General features: G+C 58.6%; 21 protein-coding genes. 16 read left to right on the forward strand and 5 right to left on the reverse strand.

Features of this window, described 5'->3' with window-relative positions; genetic code table 11:
• Positions 1–208: 208 nt before the first annotated feature.
• The 10 genes from ffh (at position 209) to MWU38_RS08120 (ending at position 9,176) form a co-directional block, all read left to right on the forward strand.
• Positions 209–1,693, forward strand: coding sequence for a signal recognition particle protein (gene ffh, locus MWU38_RS08075; RefSeq protein ID WP_247271343.1), 1,485 nt, complete (start codon positions 209–211; stop codon positions 1,691–1,693).
• Between the two features lie 56 nt (positions 1,694–1,749).
• Positions 1,750–2,205 carry a 30S ribosomal protein S16 gene (gene rpsP / locus MWU38_RS08080; protein WP_247271344.1) on the forward strand — a complete coding sequence of 152 codons (456 nt, stop codon included), beginning with the start codon at positions 1,750–1,752 and terminating at the stop codon, positions 2,203–2,205.
• 126 nt (positions 2,206–2,331) lie between these two features.
• A complete protein-coding gene (gene rimM, locus MWU38_RS08085; protein WP_247271345.1) occupies positions 2,332–2,835 on the forward strand; it encodes a ribosome maturation factor RimM in 504 nt (167 codons plus the stop codon).
• A 3-nt stretch (positions 2,836–2,838) separates the two neighbouring features.
• Positions 2,839–3,408 carry a hypothetical protein gene (locus tag MWU38_RS08090; RefSeq protein WP_247271346.1) on the forward strand — a complete coding sequence of 190 codons (570 nt, stop codon included), beginning with the start codon at positions 2,839–2,841 and terminating at the stop codon, positions 3,406–3,408.
• Positions 3,408–4,229: a TIGR04222 domain-containing membrane protein gene (locus tag MWU38_RS08095; protein ID WP_247271347.1), complete on the forward strand. Its 822-nt coding sequence runs from the start codon at positions 3,408–3,410 to the stop codon at positions 4,227–4,229. Before MWU38_RS08090 ends, MWU38_RS08095 begins: the two co-directional genes overlap by 1 nt.
• A gap of 22 nt (positions 4,230–4,251) precedes the next feature.
• Positions 4,252–5,205, forward strand: coding sequence for a carbon-nitrogen hydrolase family protein (locus tag MWU38_RS08100; protein WP_247271348.1), 954 nt, complete (start codon positions 4,252–4,254; stop codon positions 5,203–5,205).
• Positions 5,183–5,572 carry a hypothetical protein gene (locus MWU38_RS08105; protein WP_247271349.1) on the forward strand — a complete coding sequence of 130 codons (390 nt, stop codon included), beginning with the start codon at positions 5,183–5,185 and terminating at the stop codon, positions 5,570–5,572. The genes MWU38_RS08100 and MWU38_RS08105 overlap by 23 nt, the downstream gene beginning before the upstream one ends.
• Positions 5,569–6,414 (forward strand): tRNA (guanosine(37)-N1)-methyltransferase TrmD, encoded by an 846-nt coding sequence (gene trmD, locus MWU38_RS08110; RefSeq protein ID WP_247271350.1) that lies wholly within the window; start codon positions 5,569–5,571, stop codon positions 6,412–6,414. Before MWU38_RS08105 ends, trmD begins: the two co-directional genes overlap by 4 nt.
• Positions 6,411–6,779 carry a 50S ribosomal protein L19 gene (gene rplS, locus MWU38_RS08115; protein WP_305040806.1) on the forward strand — a complete coding sequence of 123 codons (369 nt, stop codon included), beginning with the start codon at positions 6,411–6,413 and terminating at the stop codon, positions 6,777–6,779. The genes trmD and rplS overlap by 4 nt, the downstream gene beginning before the upstream one ends.
• Before the next feature lie 177 nt (positions 6,780–6,956).
• Positions 6,957–9,176, forward strand: a complete 2,220-nt coding sequence (locus tag MWU38_RS08120) for a DPP IV N-terminal domain-containing protein (RefSeq protein ID WP_247271560.1) — start codon at positions 6,957–6,959, stop codon at positions 9,174–9,176.
• Positions 9,177–9,191: 15 nt separating this feature from the next.
• Here MWU38_RS08120 and MWU38_RS08125 read toward each other — a convergent pair whose 3' ends face one another.
• On the reverse strand, positions 9,192–10,055 hold the full coding sequence (locus tag MWU38_RS08125) for an alpha/beta hydrolase (protein ID WP_247271351.1): 864 nt from the start codon (positions 10,053–10,055) through the stop codon (positions 9,192–9,194).
• Positions 10,056–10,130: 75 nt separating this feature from the next.
• Between MWU38_RS08125 and MWU38_RS08130 the strand changes: the two genes are divergently transcribed.
• The 4 genes from MWU38_RS08130 to MWU38_RS08145 are packed head-to-tail and all read left to right on the forward strand — an operon-like array spanning position 10,131 to position 13,146.
• Positions 10,131–11,156, forward strand: a complete 1,026-nt coding sequence (locus MWU38_RS08130) for an aspartate-semialdehyde dehydrogenase (protein ID WP_247271352.1) — start codon at positions 10,131–10,133, stop codon at positions 11,154–11,156.
• Positions 11,157–11,161: 5 nt separating this feature from the next.
• Positions 11,162–11,716 (forward strand): aspartate-semialdehyde dehydrogenase, encoded by a 555-nt coding sequence (locus MWU38_RS08135; RefSeq protein WP_247271353.1) that lies wholly within the window; start codon positions 11,162–11,164, stop codon positions 11,714–11,716.
• Positions 11,717–11,752: 36 nt separating this feature from the next.
• Positions 11,753–12,403, forward strand: a complete 651-nt coding sequence (locus MWU38_RS08140; protein ID WP_247271354.1) for a DsbA family protein — start codon at positions 11,753–11,755, stop codon at positions 12,401–12,403.
• 50 nt (positions 12,404–12,453) lie between these two features.
• Positions 12,454–13,146, forward strand: coding sequence for an alpha/beta fold hydrolase (locus MWU38_RS08145; RefSeq protein ID WP_247271561.1), 693 nt, complete (start codon positions 12,454–12,456; stop codon positions 13,144–13,146).
• Between the two features lie 18 nt (positions 13,147–13,164).
• Here the strand turns inward: MWU38_RS08145 and MWU38_RS08150 are convergent, their stop codons facing one another.
• The 4 genes from MWU38_RS08150 to rpsF form a co-directional block, all read right to left on the reverse strand.
• Positions 13,165–14,634, reverse strand: coding sequence for an AMP nucleosidase (locus MWU38_RS08150; protein ID WP_281494629.1), 1,470 nt, complete (start codon positions 14,632–14,634; stop codon positions 13,165–13,167).
• Between the two features lie 90 nt (positions 14,635–14,724).
• Entirely contained in the window at positions 14,725–15,384 is a 660-nt protein-coding gene (gene rplI, locus MWU38_RS08155) for a 50S ribosomal protein L9 (RefSeq protein ID WP_247271355.1), read from the reverse strand.
• 13 nt (positions 15,385–15,397) lie between these two features.
• Positions 15,398–15,622, reverse strand: coding sequence for a 30S ribosomal protein S18 (rpsR, locus tag MWU38_RS08160; RefSeq protein WP_247271356.1), 225 nt, complete (start codon positions 15,620–15,622; stop codon positions 15,398–15,400).
• Positions 15,622–15,987, reverse strand: a complete 366-nt coding sequence (gene rpsF / locus MWU38_RS08165) for a 30S ribosomal protein S6 (protein WP_247271357.1) — start codon at positions 15,985–15,987, stop codon at positions 15,622–15,624. The genes rpsR and rpsF overlap by 1 nt, the downstream gene beginning before the upstream one ends.
• 380 nt (positions 15,988–16,367) lie before the next feature.
• On the opposite strand from rpsF, the gene MWU38_RS08170 reads away from it, so the two are divergent.
• Entirely contained in the window at positions 16,368–17,324 is a 957-nt protein-coding gene (locus tag MWU38_RS08170; protein WP_247271358.1) for a DUF808 domain-containing protein, read from the forward strand.
• On the forward strand, positions 17,324–17,968 hold the full coding sequence (locus tag MWU38_RS08175; protein ID WP_247271359.1) for a glutathione S-transferase family protein: 645 nt from the start codon (positions 17,324–17,326) through the stop codon (positions 17,966–17,968). Before MWU38_RS08170 ends, MWU38_RS08175 begins: the two co-directional genes overlap by 1 nt.
• The last annotated feature ends 175 nt before the right edge of the window (positions 17,969–18,143 follow it).

Consider the following 18,143-nt stretch of genomic DNA (forward strand, 5'->3'; position numbering starts at 1 on the left):
CCCACGATCCGTTAGATCGCTGCGCTCCGGCTTACGAAACCCCACGACTTTCGCTTCCGCGCAGAACCGAAGATCGGCACGATGGCATCGAAAAGACATTAAGCCGGTTATCTGTCGAAGATTTCCGCACGCTGGCCGACGAGGTTTCGTCCGCCGGCGTTTTTCGCGTTTATCAGGTGTGATCGACATCTGAGAGGAGTGGTTGAAGATGTTTGACAATCTGTCCGATCGCTTAGGCGGCGTCTTTGACAAGCTCAAAGGCCGCGGAAGTCTCAAGGAACAAGACGTTCGCGATGCTATGCGCGAAGTGCGCGTGGCCCTGCTTGAGGCCGACGTTGCGCTTCCTGTTGCGCGCCGTTTCATCGACGCGGTCACCGAGAAGGCCGTGGGCTCGGAAGTGCTCAAATCGGTCACGCCCGGGCAGCAGGTCGTCAAGATTGTCCACGATGAGCTCGTTGCCATGCTCACGGGTGAGGGCGATGAAGTAGGTGCTGGCGAAGAGTTGAACTTCAACGCAACGCCTCCGGTTGTGATCATGATGGTGGGCCTTCAGGGCTCTGGTAAGACCACCACGACGGCAAAACTCGGCAAGCTGATTCGCGAGCGCCACGGCAAGAAGGCCATGATGGCCTCGCTAGACGTCAATCGTCCGGCCGCACAGGAACAACTCAAGGTCCTGGGCGAGCAGGTTGATGTTGCCACCCTGCCGATTGTCGAGGGCCAGCAGCCGGTCGACATCGCCCGCCGCGCTATGGGAGCCGCCAAGCTCCAGAACTTCGACGTCCTCCTGCTCGACACCGCAGGCCGCTTGCACGTTGACGAAGCCCTCATGGCCGAGATGAAGGCCGTCTCTCAGGTTTCTGAACCGACCGAAGTGCTTCTAGTGGTCGACAGCCTTACCGGTCAGGACGCGGTCAACGTCGCGCAAAGCTTCTCCGGCGAAGTCCCGCTTACTGGTGTGGTCCTCACACGGATGGACGGCGATGCGCGCGGTGGCGCAGCGCTTTCGATGCGGGCGGTCACGGGCAAGCCGATCAAGTTTGCCGGGACCGGCGAAAAACTCGACGCGATCGAGACGTTCCGTCCGGCCTCCGTTGCCGACCGCATCCTTGGCATGGGCGACGTTGTCAGCCTTGTCGAAAAGGCGGCGGCGACCATCAAAGAGGAAGAGGCAGCCCAGCTTGCCGAGAACTTTGAGAAGGGCAAATTCGACCTCAACGATCTGCGCATGCAGTTGAAGCAGATGCAGAACATGGGTGGCCTCGGCATGCTCGCGGGCATGATGCCGGGCATGAAGAAGGCCAAGCAAGCGCTCGCTGCGTCCAACATGGACGACAAGGTGCTGGTCCATATGGATGCGATCATCGGCTCGATGACGCACAAGGAGCGCGCCAATCCCAACCTGCTGAATGCCAAGCGCAAGAAACGTGTCGCCGCAGGGTCAGGCACCGACGTGCAGACCGTGAACAAGCTTCTGAAAATGCATCAGGAAATGTCCAAGGCGATGAAGCAGTTGAAGAAAATGGGCGGCCTCAAGGGCCTTGCCGCCATGTTTGGCGCCGGAGGTCCTGGGGGTGGCGGGATGCCGCCTGGGATGGGCAGCAAGATGCCCGGTGGCCTGCCCGGTATGGGTGGCTCGGGCGGAGGACTTCCTCCCGGTTTTCCCGGCCTTGGCGGTCCCAAGAAGAAATAGTTCAACGATTTAAAAATACACGAATACAGACAGTTACACTTGAAAGGTAATCTATAATGGCAGTTGCAATCCGTCTTTCGCGCGGTGGTGCTAAAAAGCGTCCTTACTACCGCATCGTCGTTTCTGACTCGCGTGCCCCACGCGATGGTAAGTATCTTGAGCAAATCGGCACCTACAACCCGCTCCTCGCCAAGGACAATCCTGAGCGCGTGAAGCTTGACGAAGACCGTGCACGTCACTGGCTTTCGGTTGGCGCGCAGCCATCTGACCGTGTGCACCGTTTCTTTGATGCCGCTGGCATTCTCGAGCGTGATGCACGCAACAACCCGAACAAGGGCAAGCCCGGCGAGAAAGCCGTAGAGCGCGCAGAAGAGAAAGCCGAGAAGGCCAAGGAAGCCGAAGAAGCAGCGAAAGCAGCTGAAGAAGCGGCAGCCGAAGCACCTGCTGAAGAAGCAGCGGCAGAAGAAGCGCCCGCTGAGGAAGCGGCAGCTGAAGAGAAGTCGGAAGACTAATCTACCAATGACAAACACCGTTCGTGCTGAGCGTGTCAAAGCACCTTTGGCAGGCTCGTCGGCTTGCCCTTGGCGCAACGCGCCGACTTTGACTTTGACAGGTTCAGGGCGAACGGAGTTTGCGTTATGAGTGACGAACCCATCGTCCTGGCCGCAATCACCGGTGCGCACGGTGTTGCGGGCGAGGTTCGCCTTAAACTGCTGGGGGAAGGGCTTGAGGCCCTGAAGGCTCACAAAAGCTTCAATTCGGGCGAGCTCACCCTTCAGAAAATCCGCTCCGACAACAAAGGCGGTGCGATTGCGCGATTTGCGCAAGTTGCTGGGCGAAACGCGGCAGAAAAGCTTCGTGGCACGACGCTCAGCGTTCCTCGCGAAGAGCTTCCCGATCTTGCGCAAGATGAATATTATCACGCCGACCTGATTGGCCTTGCCGCCCACACTGACACTGGCCGCGTGATCGGCACAGTTGCAGCGGTCCAGAATTACGGTGCGACCGACATCATCGAAATCACCCTCGATCCCCCGCCGCCTAAGGGCATGAAGGCCATAATGGTCCCCATGACAAAGCAGGCCGTGATCGAGTGGGACGCGACAAAACTTGTCATCGCGGAGGATTTCGCCGACCAATAGCCCATGGGCGATTTGGTATCGGCGACTACGAGCGAGCTTTGGGCGCGCCTCGAAGCTTATGAGATAGGCTTTGAAGGCGCAGCTTTTCCCTTTGCCGCGCGACTTGCGCGCGAAAATCGTTGGTCATCTTCATTTACAGAGCGCGTAATCCTTGAATACAAGCGCTTCTGCTACCTCGCCTGCACCGCTGGCCACGAAGTCACGCCGTCCGATGCGGTCGATCAGGTGTGGCACCTGCACCTGACATACAGCCGCGATTACTGGGGCGAGTTTTGTCCAAAGGTTCTGGGGAAGGACCTCCACCACGGTCCCACCGCAGGGGGGCAGGTCGAGCGCACGCGCTATTACGATCAATATGCCGAAACTTTCCGTTCCTATGAGGCAGCATTCGCAGAGCCTCCACCGCCCGACATCTGGCCGGGCGCAAGGCGGCGTTTTGGCGTTGATCCAAAGGGGCTTCGCGTTAACCCCAATGATGTAATGATCCTTGACCGGCGGCTTGCGATAATGGGCGCAGTGGGCTGGGTTGTGCTCGGTATCCTGATCGCCGTTGTGATTGGAGTGATTTTCTGATGGAATTTTTCAGCTCTTATACGGGTGGCGACTTTCTCGTCTTTTACTTTGTGATGCTAGCGACCTGTGTCGCGGCGGGGCTGTGGATCCCGGCCAACCTGCGTCCTGCAGGCAGACGCGGAGCAGTAGAGGATCTGGAAGAGGTCGCGGTGCTGACAGGCGGCGCTGATCGCCTGAGCGTTGCCATCATTTCATCCCTCTTTGCCAAGGGAGCGATTGCGGAAGGCAAGAAGAAAAAGCTGATTGTGAGGCGCCACGATGCAGGCGAGGGCGACGCTGAGCGGGCAGTGCTCGCAAAGGTGAGCGACTTTTCGCCAGCAGAGGCTCGAACGTCGCTCAAAGTGCAAGCCGAGCGGGTCGAGGCGCGTCTGATCCGGCGCGGGCTCTTGATGAATAGCTCAGAGCGCATCCGCCTACGGTTCCTATCCGCGCTCCCCTATGCACTGCTTTTCCTGATCGGGCTTTACCGCCAACAAGCGGGCGCCACGCAAGGGGAGCCGACCGGCTTCCTGATCGCCTTGTTGGTGGTGACATTTCTGTTTGGCATTTTTCGCTTCTTCACTGGCACAAACCGCACCATCGCGGGGCAAGAGGTGGTCAAGTCACTCGAAGAAGAGGGCAGCCGATTGAAGCGCGCGCCGCAGGCCGACGAGGCGGGTTTTGCTGTTGCCCTGTTTGGAACGGGGGTCCTTGTTGGAACGCCGTGGGAACCCGTCCATGCCGCGCGGCAAGCGGGTTCGGGTGGTGAAAGCGGCTTTGGCGGTGATGGTTCAGACGGCGGCGGCTGCGGCGGCGGAGGATGCGGCGGTTGCGGGGGGTGAGCGGCTCGCTTAAGGGGCTCTTGTGACCAAACTCAACGTTGCCATTTGCCAAGCGGCGCCCATCCCGCTGGATTTTACCGGAGGGATTGAGAAAGCCACCCGCCTTGCGCGCGAAGCGATTGAGGCAGGCGCGCAAATGATCGCCTTTGGCGAGACGTTTCTGGGTGGCTATCCGCTGTGGCTGGATGAGGCTCCGGGAGCGGCGCTTTGGGACCATCCGGGGACGCGGGCGCTCCACCAGATCATGCTCGATCAGGCGATTGTGCCGGGTGATGAGCGGCTGCTGCCGTTGCAGGAGCTTTGCGATGAGAGCGGGGCCTGCATCTCTATCGGCGCGCATGAGCGGCTTCGCTCGAGCCTTTACAACAATCAATTGCTGTTTCGCCCGGGCCTGCCTCCATTGGATCACCGCAAGCTTGTGCCAACCCATGGCGAGCGCTTGATCTGGATGCGCGGCGATGGTTCGACTTTGGGTGTGCATGAGGCGGAGTGGGGCAATGTGGGCAATCTCATCTGCTGGGAGCACTGGATGCCGCTTGCGCGCGCGGCGATGCACAATCTGGGCGAGGCGGTGCACGTTGCCGCATGGCCGACCGTGCGCGCGGAATATGCGATTTCCTCGCGGCATTATGCGATGGAGGGGCGGTGCTTTGTCCTTGCCGCAGGGCTGGTGCAACACCGCAATGACCTGTTTGAGGGGTTGGAGCGGGTTGGTGGTTCGGCGGAAGCGAAAGAACTGTTCGAGGCGATCGAGGGCGAGGCGCTTAATCGCGGTGGTTCGATGATTATCGCGCCCGATGCGCGGGTGTTGGCGAAGGCGGGTGAGGGCGAGGAGATTTTGCACGCTGAGCTCGACCTGTCAGAGCGCGGGCAGGGGCTCACTAGCCTTGATACCGATGGCCATTACTCTCGGCCTGATGTGTTTGAGCTTAATGTGGATACGAGGGCGAAGGATGGGGTTCTTTTCAACTCGTAGAAAGTCGCCTCCCACTCCGTTGTCGACCGAAGATTTTGTCCTTTGGGTGGCGAGGGAGGATTTTGGTATTCGCGATGCGACGCTTGACAGTGCGCTGGATCAAGATTTGAAGATCATCGGCGATGATGTTGATGATTTTGCCGAAGTCTTAGCTGAACGGTACGGGGAATGGGTGGCCGACTGGCCTTGGGAAAGATTCGTCTGTCTCGACGAGGGCGTGCTAATTCTGGCTCCAATGGCGGCCATATGGGACTTTCTTCGTCTTCCTTGGGGCGATACCGCAATTCCTCGCAAACCCGAACTTGAGCGCTTGACCTTGGCGCATGTTGCAAATGTGCTCGAACGCGGCGAATGGATCGACCCATGACCTTCGCTGCCACCATCCTCACGCTCTACCCGGAGATGTTCCCTGGACCACTGGGTGCTAGCCTTGCAGGCAAGGCGCTTGAGCGTGGCGATTGGTCACTCGAGACGGCCAATCCGCGCGACTTTGCCACGGACAAACACCGCACCGTTGATGGCACGCCCGCAGGGGGCGGGGCGGGGATGGTGCTCAAGGCCGATGTGATGGCGCGGGCGCTTGACTCAATCCTCCCCGGATCGGGGAGGGGGACCGTCGAAGATGGTGGAGGGGAACCTTTGGATGGGCGCGGCCTGCCCCTCCACCAGACTGCGTCTGGTCCCCCTCCCCATGCTGGGGAGGATATTCCCGTCCTCGCCATGACGCCTCGCGGCAAACCCATCACGCAAGACCGCATCCGCGAACTCGCAGAAGGCCCCGGCGTCACCATCCTTTGCGGCCGCTTTGAGGGGTTCGACGAGCGCCTTTTCGAGGCTCGGCCGCAAATCGAAGAGGTTTGCCTGGCCGACATCGTCCTCTCCGGCGGCGAAACAGCCGCGATCACCATACTTGATGCTTGCATTCGGCTGCTTCCCGGCGTAATGGGCGCGGCTTCTAGCGGGACTGAAGAGTCGTTCGAGGACGGCCTTCTTGAGTATCCGCACTATACCCGACCTCAGGAATGGGAAGGGCGCACGATCCCTGAAGTGCTGCGATCGGGGGATCATGCGAAGATTGCGGCTTGGCGTGAAGCCAAAGCGCAAGAAATCACTCGGTTACGCAGGCCGGACTTGTGGGAGCGTTATAGTGGCGCTCGGGTCCAGTCTGCCTCTGGCGCGCGGCGAAAAAAGAAGGAAACGGACCAGTGAACCTGATCCAGCAAATCGAAGCTGAAGAAATCAGCAAGGTTACAAAAGAGATTCCAAACTTTCGCGCAGGCGACACTGTTCGTGTCGGCGTGAAGGTGGTCGAAGGCCAACGCGAGCGTATCCAGAACTTTGAAGGCGTCGTAATCGCACGTTCAAATCGCGGCATGGGCTCCAACTTCACCGTGCGCAAAATGAGCTTTGGCGAAGGTGTGGAGCGTGTGTTCCCACTCTATGCGCCAATCGTTGACAGCATCACCGTGGTGCGCCGCGGCGTCGTGCGCCGTGCGAAGCTCTACTATCTGCGTGGCCGCACCGGTAAGCGTGCGCGTATCGCTGAGCGCCGCGAGAACGCTCCTAAGAGCTGAGCGCGAACTCAAAGAGTTTTTGAAAGGGCGGTCCATTGCGGGCCGCCCTTTTTCGTTTGTGGCACTTGCGTTTGAACCCCGTCATTGCGAGGAGTGAAACAACGAAGCAATCCAGCTCTCAACCCTGGATTGCCACGCGACCTATCGGCCGCTCGCAATGACGAGGTTTACACCAGAATGCGCCTTCTTCTCGCTGCCGCCAGTGCTGCCCTTCTTTCGACCACTGCCCTTGCGGATGATCATATGACCCAAACTCCCGAGCTTACGATTGAACGCGTTTTTGCCTCGCCTTCATTGAATGGCCCGTCCCCGCGCGCTGTGCAGTTTTCGCCCGACGGGCGCTATTTGACGCTGCTGAGAAATCGGGAGGAAGACGCTGCGCGTTATGATCTGTGGGGCTTTGACCTTGAAACCAGCGAATGGCGGATGTTGGTCGATTCTGAGGCTGTAGGTTCTGGCCGCGAGCTTTCCGAAGACGAAAAGATGCAGCGCGAGCGAGCGCGGGTGGGAAGCCTCAAGGGCATCATCACTTATCAGTGGGCGAGCGATGCGTCTGGCGTGCTGGTGCCGATTGATGGCGATCTGTATTTCGCAAAACTCGACGGCGAAGTGCAGCGTTTGACCGATACCGAAGAAAGCGAACTGAATCCCAAGCTCTCGCCAAAGGCAGGCTACGTCTCCTTCATCCGTGATCGCCAGTTGTGGGTCGGCGAAGTGGGCGGGGAAGCGGCGCCGGTCACTCCCAAGGAGGATGACACCATCCGATGGGGCGAGGCGGAGTTTGTCGCGCAAGAAGAGATGAGCCGCCTCACCGGATATTGGTGGAAGGGCGATGACACGCGCCTCGCCGTTCAGCGCACGGATGAAAGTCCGGTCGGCATCGTCACAAGGGCCGCGATTGGCGCAACCGGCACGCAGGTGTTCGACCAACGCTATCCCGTGGCGGGGTCAGATAATGCGCTTGTTGATCTTTTCGTGATGGATCCCGATGGCGGGAACCGGGTGAAAGTCGATCTTGGCGAGAACACCGACATCTATATCGCCCGTGTCAATTGGGGGCCGGACGGGATGCTCTACGTCCAGCGCCAGAACCGCGAACAGACCGTGCTCGATATGCTCAAGGTCGATCCTGCAACGGGTGAGAGCGAAATCTGGTTCACCGAAGAGGCCGCGCGCGAAGACTACTGGATCAACCTTTCGGACAATTACCGCTTCCTGAAAGACGGCTCGCTATTGTGGTGGTCCGAGCGAGATGGCTTTGGCAATTTCTACCGGTTCGACGGCAGCGAATGGACGCAGCTCACGAGCCTCAAAGAGCCTGTGACCAAGCTCGTCGGCATCAATGAAGACAAAGATCAGCTGTTTTTCACCGCCGTCGAAGGCGTGCTAACCGAGCAGGTTTACTCCGCAAGCCTATCCGAGCCCTCAGAGCTTACGCGCCTGACAGACGCAGACTACACCAACACCGCCAGCATGGACCCTACCGGCAACCGCTTGTACGTGACGCGCTCGGCTCCCGATCAACCGCCGCAAAGCTATATCGCGGGCGACCTGGGTCAGCAGCTTACTTGGGTCGAAGAAAACGCGCTTTCCGAAGAGCATCCCTATACGCCTTTCCTCATGGGCCACACGATGCCGGAATATGGCACTATCCCGGCAGAAGACGGAACGCCGCTGCATTACATGATGCTCAAGCCCGATATGGAAGCGGGCAAGACATATCCGGTGTTCTACTACCATTATTCAGGGCCGGGGCCGCAGATCGTCGACAAAGGCTGGGGCGGGGCGCTTGCTCAAGCGATTGTCGACAAGGGCTACATCTACTTCGCGCTCGACAACCGCGGCACAGCCAATCGCGGCGTGGACTTTGAACAACCGATCTACCGCGCGATGGGCGGGGTTGAAGTCCTCGACCAAAAGACTGGTGCTGAGTTCCTGAAGACCCTCGACTACGTCGATGGAGACAAGATCGCGCTCTATGGCTGGTCTTATGGCGGTTATATGACGCTGAAACAATTGCAGGCCGATCCGGGGCTGTACGCAGCGGGCGTATCAGGCGCTCCAGTGACCAAGTGGGAGCTTTACGACACCCATTATACCGAGCGCTTCATGGGCGATCCGCGCGAGGTGCCCGAGGCTTACGAGACCGCCAGCGCCATTCCCGATGCGACCAAGATCAGCGACCCGTTGCTCCTCATCCACGGCATGGCCGATGACAATGTGGTGTTCGAAAACTCGTCTGAACTCATCAGTGTTCTGCAAGAGAACAATGTGCCCTTCGAGATGATGCTCTATCCCGGTTATACGCACCGTGTGTCGGGTGAGCAGATTTCACCGCATATGTGGAACTCGATCTTCCGCTTCTTGGAGGCGCACGGAGTGACGCCGCCCGAATAAACGGGGCCGCGTGTTCTAGGCGAGCCATTCCAGGGCTTTGGCCGCCACTTCGTCGGGCGCCTCAACCTGCGGGTAGTGGCCAATGGTTGGCAGCAGATGATGCCGCGCATCCGGCACAACCTTGCGCCACTTGTCATAGGCGTGCCGGCCTGACACCGGGTCGAGCGCGCCGTTAATCAGGCCAATCTTGCTTTGTGCCCCGCGAAGAGCCGCCTCCCAACGCGTCTTATGAGTGCGACGGTCCGCGATATAATGCAGCAGCTTGTGCATTATGCGGTTGCCGGAGTTGTGGCTGATGAAGCTCCAGAAGTCGTCCAGTTCTTCCGGTGAGGGCTGCGTGTTCGGGCCGAACACTTGCGAGAAGCTTTTGCCAAAACTTTCCCGATTGATGAGCAGGCCGAGCAGAAAGCCGAAGGGCGATACGCCGATCTTCTGCATGAGAACAGGGCGATGCTGATCCGGAAAAATTCCGCCATTGAGGAACACCATTTTGCCTAGGCCAAACGCACCGGAGCAGTCCTGCTGGCGGGCGAGCAGTTCCTGCCCGACCGATACGCCGTAATCGTGCACGAGCGCGGCGAAAGCGCCCACGGCAAGGTGCGCCAGCAAAGCTTCTTGAATGTCGGCCTGTTTGTGGATCGAATAGCCCGATCTGGGCTTATCCGAGAGCCCGAACCCCAGCATATCGCATGCGATGAGATGGTGCCTTGCACCAAGCTGTTCCCATACTTTTGCAAAATCGAAGGCGCAGGTCGGGTAGCCATGCACAAGCAACAATGGGTGTGCAGACGTATTCTCGCTCGTCCAATAGGCAATCTGGTCCCCTTGAAAGTCGAAATATTGTGCCTTTTCGCGCCAAATGTGTGTATCGGCTGCCATGAAAACTCCCTTGCGGAGCGATGCTAGCTGCCGGTGGCGGCGGCGCAACCCAAATTGATGTGAAGGAATACGAGAATGGGCTACCGTGTAGCAGTTGTCGGAGCGACCGGAAATGTAGGCCGCGAAGTGATGCAGATCATGGCCGAACGCGAGTTTCCAGCAGACGAAATCGCGGCAGTCGCGTCTTCTCGCAGTCAGGGAACCGAGGTCGAGTATGGCGACACGGGCAAGATGCTCAAATGCAAGAATATCGAGCATTTTGATTGGTCTGGATGGGATATTGCCCTTTTTGCAGCTGGCTCTGGCCCTGCGAAGGAATACGCGCCCAAAGCGGCGGCCGCTGGCTGCGTAGTGATCGACAACTCGTCGCTCTATCGTATGGATCCGGACGTGCCGCTAATCGTGCCGGAAGTGAACCCGGATGCCATCGACGGCTACACCAAGAAGAACATCATCGCGAACCCCAATTGCTCGACCGCGCAGCTGGTGGTCGCTCTTAAGCCATTGCACGATGCAGCGACGATCAAGCGTGTTGTGGTATCGACCTATCAGTCGGTTTCTGGCGCAGGCAAAGCGGGCATGGATGAGCTGTTCGAACAATCCCGCGCCATCTTTGTCGGCGATCCGGTAGAACCTGCGAAGTTCACCAAGCAGATTGCCTTCAACGTCATCCCTCACATCGATGTCTTCCTCGACGATGGTTTCACCAAGGAAGAGTGGAAGATGACGGTCGAGACGAAGAAGATCCTCGATCCGAAAATCAAACTCACCGCAACCTGTGTGCGCGTGCCGGTGTTCGTTGGTCACTCGGAAGCCGTAAATATCGAGTTCGAGAAGGAAATTTCTGCCGAACAGGCGCAAGATATCCTGCGCGAGGCGCCCGGCATCATGCTGATCGATAAGCGCGAGGATGAAGGCTACGTAACGCCGGTTGAAAGCGCCGGGGACAGCGCCACCTACATCAGCCGCGTTCGCGAGGACCCGACGGTTGAGAACGGCCTTGCGCTGTGGTGTGTCTCGGACAATCTGCGCAAAGGCGCTGCTTTGAACGCGGTGCAAATCGCAGAGCTTCTCGGGCGGCGCCACCTCAAGAAGGGATAACGATCATGCGCCTTGCCTCGATCGGATTGGCCGTCCTCTTCCTTGCCGCCTGCGATAGCGGTCAGGTCCCGTCCCCTGCCGACCGTATGTCGGGTGATGTGCCGGTCGATATCGCCGACGCAGGGCTCGTCGCGCTCCACGGTGAGGGGCTTGTTGCCGGACCGGAGAGCTTCTTCTTCGCTGCCGGACAGAACGAGGTGGAAGGCGCCGTCGCCAAAATCCTCGGCGAACCGACCGGTCGCAGCGAAATCGCCGAATGTGGTGCAGGTGCCATGACAATCACCAGTTTCGCAGGCGAGCTTAGCGTCAATTTTCAATCGGGCTCGCTCGTGGGTTGGAATGTCGGTGCATCGGCCGAAGGTGAAGGCGACAAGATTCAGATCGACGCTGACGTCAGTGTCGGCACACCGCTTGATCAGTTGACAAAGGCCAACGGGTACGCGCCGATTGAGGGCAGCACCCTGGGTAATGAATTCGCGCTCAGCAATACGATGGGCGGTTTTGTTGAGGACGGCAAAGTCGCCGCGCTATATGCCGGAACCCAGTGCTTTTTCAGATAGCTGTGATTTTTCGGTGAAGGCCGCTAAGCTGCCGGAATGACACTGACAGCAGACCTCTATTTCAGCTTTCGTTCGCCCTATTCCTATCTCGCGGTGGGGCGCTATCGCGACATGGCGCGTGACCATGATCTCGACATTACGTTGCGCACGGTTTTGCCGATCGCGGTGCGTGACCCTGACATCCTTTTCACCGGCAATCCCGCCGTACCGCGCTACATCGTGATGGACTGTATGCGGACTGCGCAGTTCCTCGGCATCCCTCTTAGCTGGCCGCGCCCTGACCCGATTGTGCAGGACTTGGCGACGCGCAAGATCGCTGAGGAGCAGCCCTATATCTATCGTATCTCCCGCTTGGGACAGGCAGCGACACGTCGGGGCAAGGGACTTGAGTTTGCGACAGAAGTCGCGCCGATCATTTGGGATGGTTCAACCGAAAACTGGCATGAGGGCGACCACCTCGCTCACGCAGCCGGGCGTGCCGGGCTCGATTTCGCCGAACTCGAAGGAGAGGCTGCATCCGATGCAGACGCGCTTGATGCGGAGATTGCAGGTAATACCAAAGCGCTTGAACAAGCGGGCCATTGGGGTGTGCCAACGCTGGTGGTGGATGGGGAGCCGTTCTTCGGGCAAGACCGCATCGACATGGCCAAATGGCGGCTCGAGCAAAAGGGGCTCGCAAAAAGGTGAACACGAACAGCTTTGAAAGTTTCGACGGCGCGTCGCTTGCGGTCACTGTTATGGGTGAGGGCCGGCCACTGGTGTTGGTTCACGGGCTTTTCTCGACCGCCGAGATGAACTGGATCAAGTTTGGTCATGCAGCAAAGCTCGCCGAAGCAGGCTTCAAATGCATTATGCCTGACCTTCGCGCACATGGAGCGAGCGCCAAATCGCACGATGCGCGCAAATATCCCCACGGTATCCTGACCAAGGATCTGACCGCGCTGGTCGACCATTTTGACCTCACCGATTATGACCTTGCCGGGTTCTCGCTGGGGGCCCGAACGTCGGCAAAGGGTGTTATTGACGGGCTTCAACCCCGGCGTCTCGCCCTGTGCGGGATGGGCCTGGAAGGGCTTTCTGGCTGGAAGAACCGTTCTGCTTTCTTCATCGATGCGATCGACCGCTTTGACGAGATCAAGCGCGGCGATCCCGCCTTTATGGCCAAGTCTTTCATGAAAACGATGGGCATAGACCGCGAGGCAGCGAGACTGTTACTTGGCGCGGTGGATGATGTTGCAAGCGAGGATCTTGCAAAAATCACTATGCCGACCGCACTCATCTGCGGCGACAAGGATCAGGACAACGGTTCAGCCAAAGAGCTGGCGGCAGCACTGCCCGACGGACAGTATCGGGAGATTCCCGGAACCCATATGTCGAGCGTTGCCGAGCCAGCTTTTGGAGATACACTTGTCGGTTTCTTCAGCGAATAATCCGCCTCGCAAGACTTTTTAGCGGAACGGAGGCTCGTTAAATGCGCGCAGCTTGCGCGAGTGCAGGCTGTCGCCCTCATCGCGCAGGCGTTTGACCGCCTCAAGGCCAATCTGAAGGTGGGCAGCAATGGCCTCTTCATAGAACTTGTTGGCCTGCCCCGGCAGCTTGATTTCACCGTGCAGCGGCTTGTCCGAGACACACAGGAGCGTTCCGTAAGGCACGCGGAAGCGATACCCTTGCGCGGCAATCGTCGCGCTCTCCATCTCCACCGCAATCGCGCGGCTTTGCGAGAAACGCCTGGCCGAAGTTGCGTAGAGAAGCTCCCAATTGCGGTCGTCTGTGGTCACGACGGTGCCGGTGCGCATGCGTTGTTTGATGTTCGCACCTTGCACGCCTGAGACCGCTTCCGCGGCGCTGGCAAGCGCCAGTTGAACCTCGGCAATCGGGGGGATTGGAACCTCCGGCGGTAGCACGCCGTCAAGCACATGGTCATCGCGCAAATAGGCGTGAGCAAGCACGAAATCGCCAATCTTCTGGCTTGAACGAACCCCGCCGCAGTGGCCGATCATCATCCATGCGTGCGGGCGAAGGACCGCGAGGTGGTCGCAAATGGTCTTTGCGTTCGACGGACCAACGCCGATGTTGACGAGGGTGATGCCCTGTCCATCTTCGCGGATAAGGTGGTAGGCAGGCATCTGGTGCCGGCGCCACGCCGTATCGTTCAACTGCGCTTGCGCGTTGTCGGTCGACTGCTCGATGTTAAGGCCGGCAGCGCCCTTCAAAGAGGTGTATCCGCCGTCCCCGATCTGCTGGGCGCCCCAGTTTACGAACTCATCGACATAGCGGTGATAGTTGGTGAACAGGATGAAGTCCTGAAAGTCCTCGACCTTGGTGCCGGTATAATGAGCAAGCCGCGCGAGCGAATAGTCGGTGCGAAGACCATCGAAAAGGGACAATGGCATGTTGGCATCGTCATCAAATTCAATCCCGTCGGCAAGCTCATCACCGATCAGCGAGAGGTCGGTCGAAGGGAAGTGTTGGGCGATGTCTTGCGGCGCAATGCCTTGCATGGCCGCGCCTGCTTCTCCGTCGAGCACGTAAGGAAAGGGGATTTCCTGACGCGACCGGCTTACCGAGACGTCGATCTCATACTCTTGTGCGATAAGCTCCAATTGCTCAGCCAGATAGTCATTGAACAGATCGGGCCGGGTAATGGTGGTCGAATATGTGCCCTGGATTTCCAATCGGCCAAAGGCGCGGCTGCGGTCTTTGGGATCGCCCACTCCTGAATAATGCAAAGTCAGCTGAGGGTAGGCGTAAGAGCCATCGTGGCGCTTGCGCTCGGGGGGAATGACCCCGCCTTTGCCAAAGGCGATGACATCGTCGCGGAGGGTCTGGACGGCATCGAAATAGTGCTGTTGCAATTGTTCAAGGATAGTGGGGATTGGTGTCATACAGGTTTTCTCGTTCTCGTTGTTGTTACCCATTTAGGAACCCGAGGCTCCCTTTACAAAAAGGGCGCGAAAGTCTTGTGACTCCCGCGCCCTTTTGAAAGGCTTGATTGAAGAGTGAAGCTCTTAGCCTTCGTTCTCTTCATTTGCCTCTGCGGCATCCTCGGTAGCTTCATCAGCTTCAGGCGCAGCGCCATCTTCGAAGAGCTCTTCGGGGATTTCGCCAGGCTCAAGGCTTGGGTCACGGGTATTGGAAGCAGCTGCTTCTTCGATCTCGCGCTGCTCGTCTTCGAACATTTGCGCAAGAACGTCGACGCCTTGTGACTGAAGCTCGGCTTCGTCATCAGAGCGGGCAACGTTCGCCTTCACGGTTACGTGCACCTCTGGGTGCAGGGCGACGGTCACATCGTGCATGCCGATGGTTTTGATCGGCGCGCCCATAATGACCTGCTTCTTGTCGATCTCATGACCTTGAGCGGTCAGGCCGGCAACCATGTCGCGAACGTTAACCGAGCCGTAAAGCTGACCGGTGTTCGAAGCGGCACGGATGAGGACAACCTCGGCGCCAGCAACCTTCTCACCAGATTTTTCAGCTTCGGTCCGCTTTTCAGCGTTCTCTTTTTCGAGACGCTCACGGTTCGCTTCAAAAACAGCCTTGTTGGCTGCGTTGGCGCGAAGGGCCTTCTTTTGCGGGAGAAGGAAGTTGCGGGCGTAGCCATCCTTTACGGTGACGACATCGCCGATCGTGCCGAGTTTTTCGACACGTTCGAGAAGAATGATATCCATGTGGTTTCTCCTCCTACTTCACGATGTAAGGAAGCAGGCCGATGTGGCGTGCGCGCTTGATGGCCTTGGCCAGTTCACGCTGCTTCTTGGCTGAGACTGCGGTGATGCGCGAAGGCACGATCTTGCCACGCTCGGACATAAAGCCCTGGAGCAAACGCACATCTTTGTAGTCGATTGTGGGGGCGTCTTTGCCAGAGAACGGGCAAGACTTGCGGCGGCGGAAGAAAGGACGGGCCATCAGTCGCGCTCCTCACGGTCTGAACGGCGCTTACGGTCGCGCTCGTTCTTGCGCATCATCACGGAAGGACCTTCTTCGTGCTCGTCGACACGGATGGTCATGTAACGGATGACGTCTTCATTGATACGGGTCTGACGCTCGAGTTCTGCGACCACCGCACCGGGGCCATCAATGTTGAGCATCACGAAGTGCGCTTTGCGGTTGCGCTCGATTTTGTAAGCGAGGGATTTAAGGCCCCAGGTTTCGGTCTTAGTGACTTTACCTTCGTTCGCTTCGACGATTTCGGTCGCCGTGGCCGCCAGCGCGTCCACCTGAGACTGGCTCAGGTCCTGACGCGCAAGGAAGATGTGCTCATAAAGAGCCATGCTTCTTGTCCTTACACTGTAATGCCGATCGCTGGCTTGTCTGCGGGATTGCAGGGCCCCTCCGGCTTTCTTGTCGCCCCTCTCGGTAAGAAAGGGATGCGCGCACATAACGGTTGCAGCCCAAAAGGCAAGAGCCAATGCGAAGGAGCGGGAGGCTTCTTCAGCAAGTACATGCGGCAAGGGGGAAAGGTTGAATCCGTCAACTTAGGCCTGGCTAGACAGCAAGCTATTGATATAAAGCGATAAAATAAGCGGCTGCTGCCCGTGTGGCCATCAACAAGCGCCAGAAAGCGGGGTAAGCGTTCATTCCCCACCTTGCGCAACGGCGCGCAGGGCGGCAGGTCTTTCCCGCATACGACGAATAACAGGAAAGTTTCTCAATGCCATCAGGTTTGGTTGCGCTGCTCGACGATGTGGCAGTGATCGCGCGCACTGCGGCGGCATCGATTGATGATGTGGCGGCCGCTGCGGGCAGGGCGGGCTCCAAGACGGCGGGCGTTGTGATCGACGATGCAGCCGTCACGCCAAGCTATGTGACAGGGCTAAGCCCGGCGCGCGAGCTTCCCATCATCTGGGCCATCACCAAGGGAAGCCTGTTCAACAAACTCGTCATCCTTTTGCCGATTGCCATGCTGCTCGACTATTTCGCTCCGTGGCTGGTGATCTATCTGCTCATGATCGGCGGCTCATTCCTGTGCTATGAAGGCGCGGAAAAGGTCATGGAATGGCTTGGCGGGGCAAAGCACGGCAAGACGGTGGACGATGTGATCGAAGACCCCGTTGCTTTCGAGAAACAGCGGATTTCCGGCGCGGTCCGGACCGACTTCATCCTGTCGGCAGAGATCATGGCCATCGTCCTCAACGAACTCACCCAGAACGATCTGATCCGCGAAAGCCTGTGGCAAAAAGGCGCAGCGCTCGCGATTGTCGCTGTGGCGGTGACTTTGGTTGTTTACGGCACGGTCGCGATCATCGTGAAGCTCGACGATATCGGGCTCGCCATGACCAAACGTGAAAGCACAGGTGCGCGCAGGTTTGGCCAGGGACTGGTCGCTTTCGTGCCCAAGCTTCTCAAGACGCTTTCGGTGGTCGGAACCATCGCGATGCTATGGGTGGGCGGCGGCATCATCGTCCACGGGACGCACGAGATCGGCTTCGACCTTTTCTATGACATTGCCCACGGGGCCGAATATGCAGTCGCCGCTGCCACAGGTGCGCTGTCGGCTGTCGCTGGCTGGTTTACCTATGCGGCGATTTCTGCCGTCCTCGGGCTGGCGCTTGGCGTGGTGATCGCTTTCGTGCTGCACAAGGTCATCGGCTATGAGGGCGCGCATTGATGGCCGGGAAAAGCCAGACAAGGCCTATCCTCTACACTTGCGCAGGTTCGCGCGGACAACGCTGCACCTGGGCAGCGCAAGAGGCGGGCGTAGAGCTGGATCTTCGCATGCTTCCGTTCCCGCCGCGTCATAAAGCGCCGGAGTATCTGGAAACCAATCCGCTGGGCACGATCCCGATGCTGATTGATGGCGACACGCAGATGACCGAAAGCTGCGCGATTGCGCATTATCTCAGCGTTAAGGGCGGGGCGCACCACCTCTTCGTGGCGCCGGGTGAGGCGGATTATGGCGAGTATCTCGACTACACCTATCACGCCGATGCCACGATCACCTTCCCCCAAACGGTCTATATGCGCTTTGCCCTGTTCGAAAAGCACAAGGGCTGGGAGGATGCGGGCCACGCCTATGCCGACTGGTTTGAAAAGCGACTTGTGAAGATCGAGCAGCGGTTGGAGCGGCGCGAATATTTGTGCGCGGATCGCTTTACCGTTGCGGATATCTGCGTGGGCTATGCGCTGGTATTGGCGAAGGCTGTGGGCCTGGATGAGCGGGTGCCTGACCCGCTCAAAGCATACCGCGAGCGCCTAACTTCGCGCGAGGCTTACCAAGCAGCCGTTGCCAAGGAAAAAGCAGGCGCGCCTTAAGACGCGTCCAAATCTGCTCCGCAATTGCCGCAAGTCTTCTCGGGCCAGTACCAGAAAAAAATTCCGCGCCGAAAAGGGTTCTTTCCGCAATTGGGGCAAGCGAGCGTGAGGTTTTTGGCACTCAAAAATAGTGCTGCCAATGCGAACGGCACAAAGGCCCACTCAACTTCAATTC

The sequence above is a fragment of the Qipengyuania sp. S6317L1 genome (genome assembly GCF_023015615.1).
In the GTDB taxonomy this organism is placed as follows: domain Bacteria; phylum Pseudomonadota; class Alphaproteobacteria; order Sphingomonadales; family Sphingomonadaceae; genus Erythrobacter.

Bases quoted from the DNA above. Each gene is read 5' to 3' on its own strand.
- ffh (WP_247271343.1), top strand. From the start codon at position 209: ATGTTTGACAATCTGTCCGATCGCTTAGGCGGCGTCTTTGACAAGCTC.
- rpsP (WP_247271344.1), top strand. From the start codon at position 1,750: ATGGCAGTTGCAATCCGTCTTTCGCGCGGTGGTGCTAAAAAGCGTCCT.
- rimM (WP_247271345.1), top strand. From the start codon at position 2,332: ATGAGTGACGAACCCATCGTCCTGGCCGCAATCACCGGTGCGCACGGT.
- MWU38_RS08090 (WP_247271346.1), top strand. From the start codon at position 2,839: ATGGGCGATTTGGTATCGGCGACTACGAGCGAGCTTTGGGCGCGCCTC.
- MWU38_RS08095 (WP_247271347.1), top strand. From the start codon at position 3,408: ATGGAATTTTTCAGCTCTTATACGGGTGGCGACTTTCTCGTCTTTTAC.
- MWU38_RS08105 (WP_247271349.1), top strand. From the start codon at position 5,183: ATGGGGTTCTTTTCAACTCGTAGAAAGTCGCCTCCCACTCCGTTGTCG.
- trmD (WP_247271350.1), top strand. From the start codon at position 5,569: ATGACCTTCGCTGCCACCATCCTCACGCTCTACCCGGAGATGTTCCCT.
- MWU38_RS08120 (WP_247271560.1), top strand. From the start codon at position 6,957: ATGCGCCTTCTTCTCGCTGCCGCCAGTGCTGCCCTTCTTTCGACCACT.
- MWU38_RS08125 (WP_247271351.1), bottom strand. From the start codon at position 10,055: ATGGCAGCCGATACACACATTTGGCGCGAAAAGGCACAATATTTCGAC.
- MWU38_RS08130 (WP_247271352.1), top strand. From the start codon at position 10,131: ATGGGCTACCGTGTAGCAGTTGTCGGAGCGACCGGAAATGTAGGCCGC.
- MWU38_RS08135 (WP_247271353.1), top strand. From the start codon at position 11,162: ATGCGCCTTGCCTCGATCGGATTGGCCGTCCTCTTCCTTGCCGCCTGC.
- MWU38_RS08140 (WP_247271354.1), top strand. From the start codon at position 11,753: ATGACACTGACAGCAGACCTCTATTTCAGCTTTCGTTCGCCCTATTCC.
- MWU38_RS08145 (WP_247271561.1), top strand. From the start codon at position 12,454: ATGGGTGAGGGCCGGCCACTGGTGTTGGTTCACGGGCTTTTCTCGACC.
- MWU38_RS08150 (WP_281494629.1), bottom strand. From the start codon at position 14,634: ATGGGTAACAACAACGAGAACGAGAAAACCTGTATGACACCAATCCCC.
- rplI (WP_247271355.1), bottom strand. From the start codon at position 15,384: ATGGATATCATTCTTCTCGAACGTGTCGAAAAACTCGGCACGATCGGC.
- rpsR (WP_247271356.1), bottom strand. From the start codon at position 15,622: ATGGCCCGTCCTTTCTTCCGCCGCCGCAAGTCTTGCCCGTTCTCTGGC.
- rpsF (WP_247271357.1), bottom strand. From the start codon at position 15,987: ATGGCTCTTTATGAGCACATCTTCCTTGCGCGTCAGGACCTGAGCCAG.
- MWU38_RS08170 (WP_247271358.1), top strand. From the start codon at position 16,368: ATGCCATCAGGTTTGGTTGCGCTGCTCGACGATGTGGCAGTGATCGCG.
- MWU38_RS08175 (WP_247271359.1), top strand. From the start codon at position 17,324: ATGGCCGGGAAAAGCCAGACAAGGCCTATCCTCTACACTTGCGCAGGT.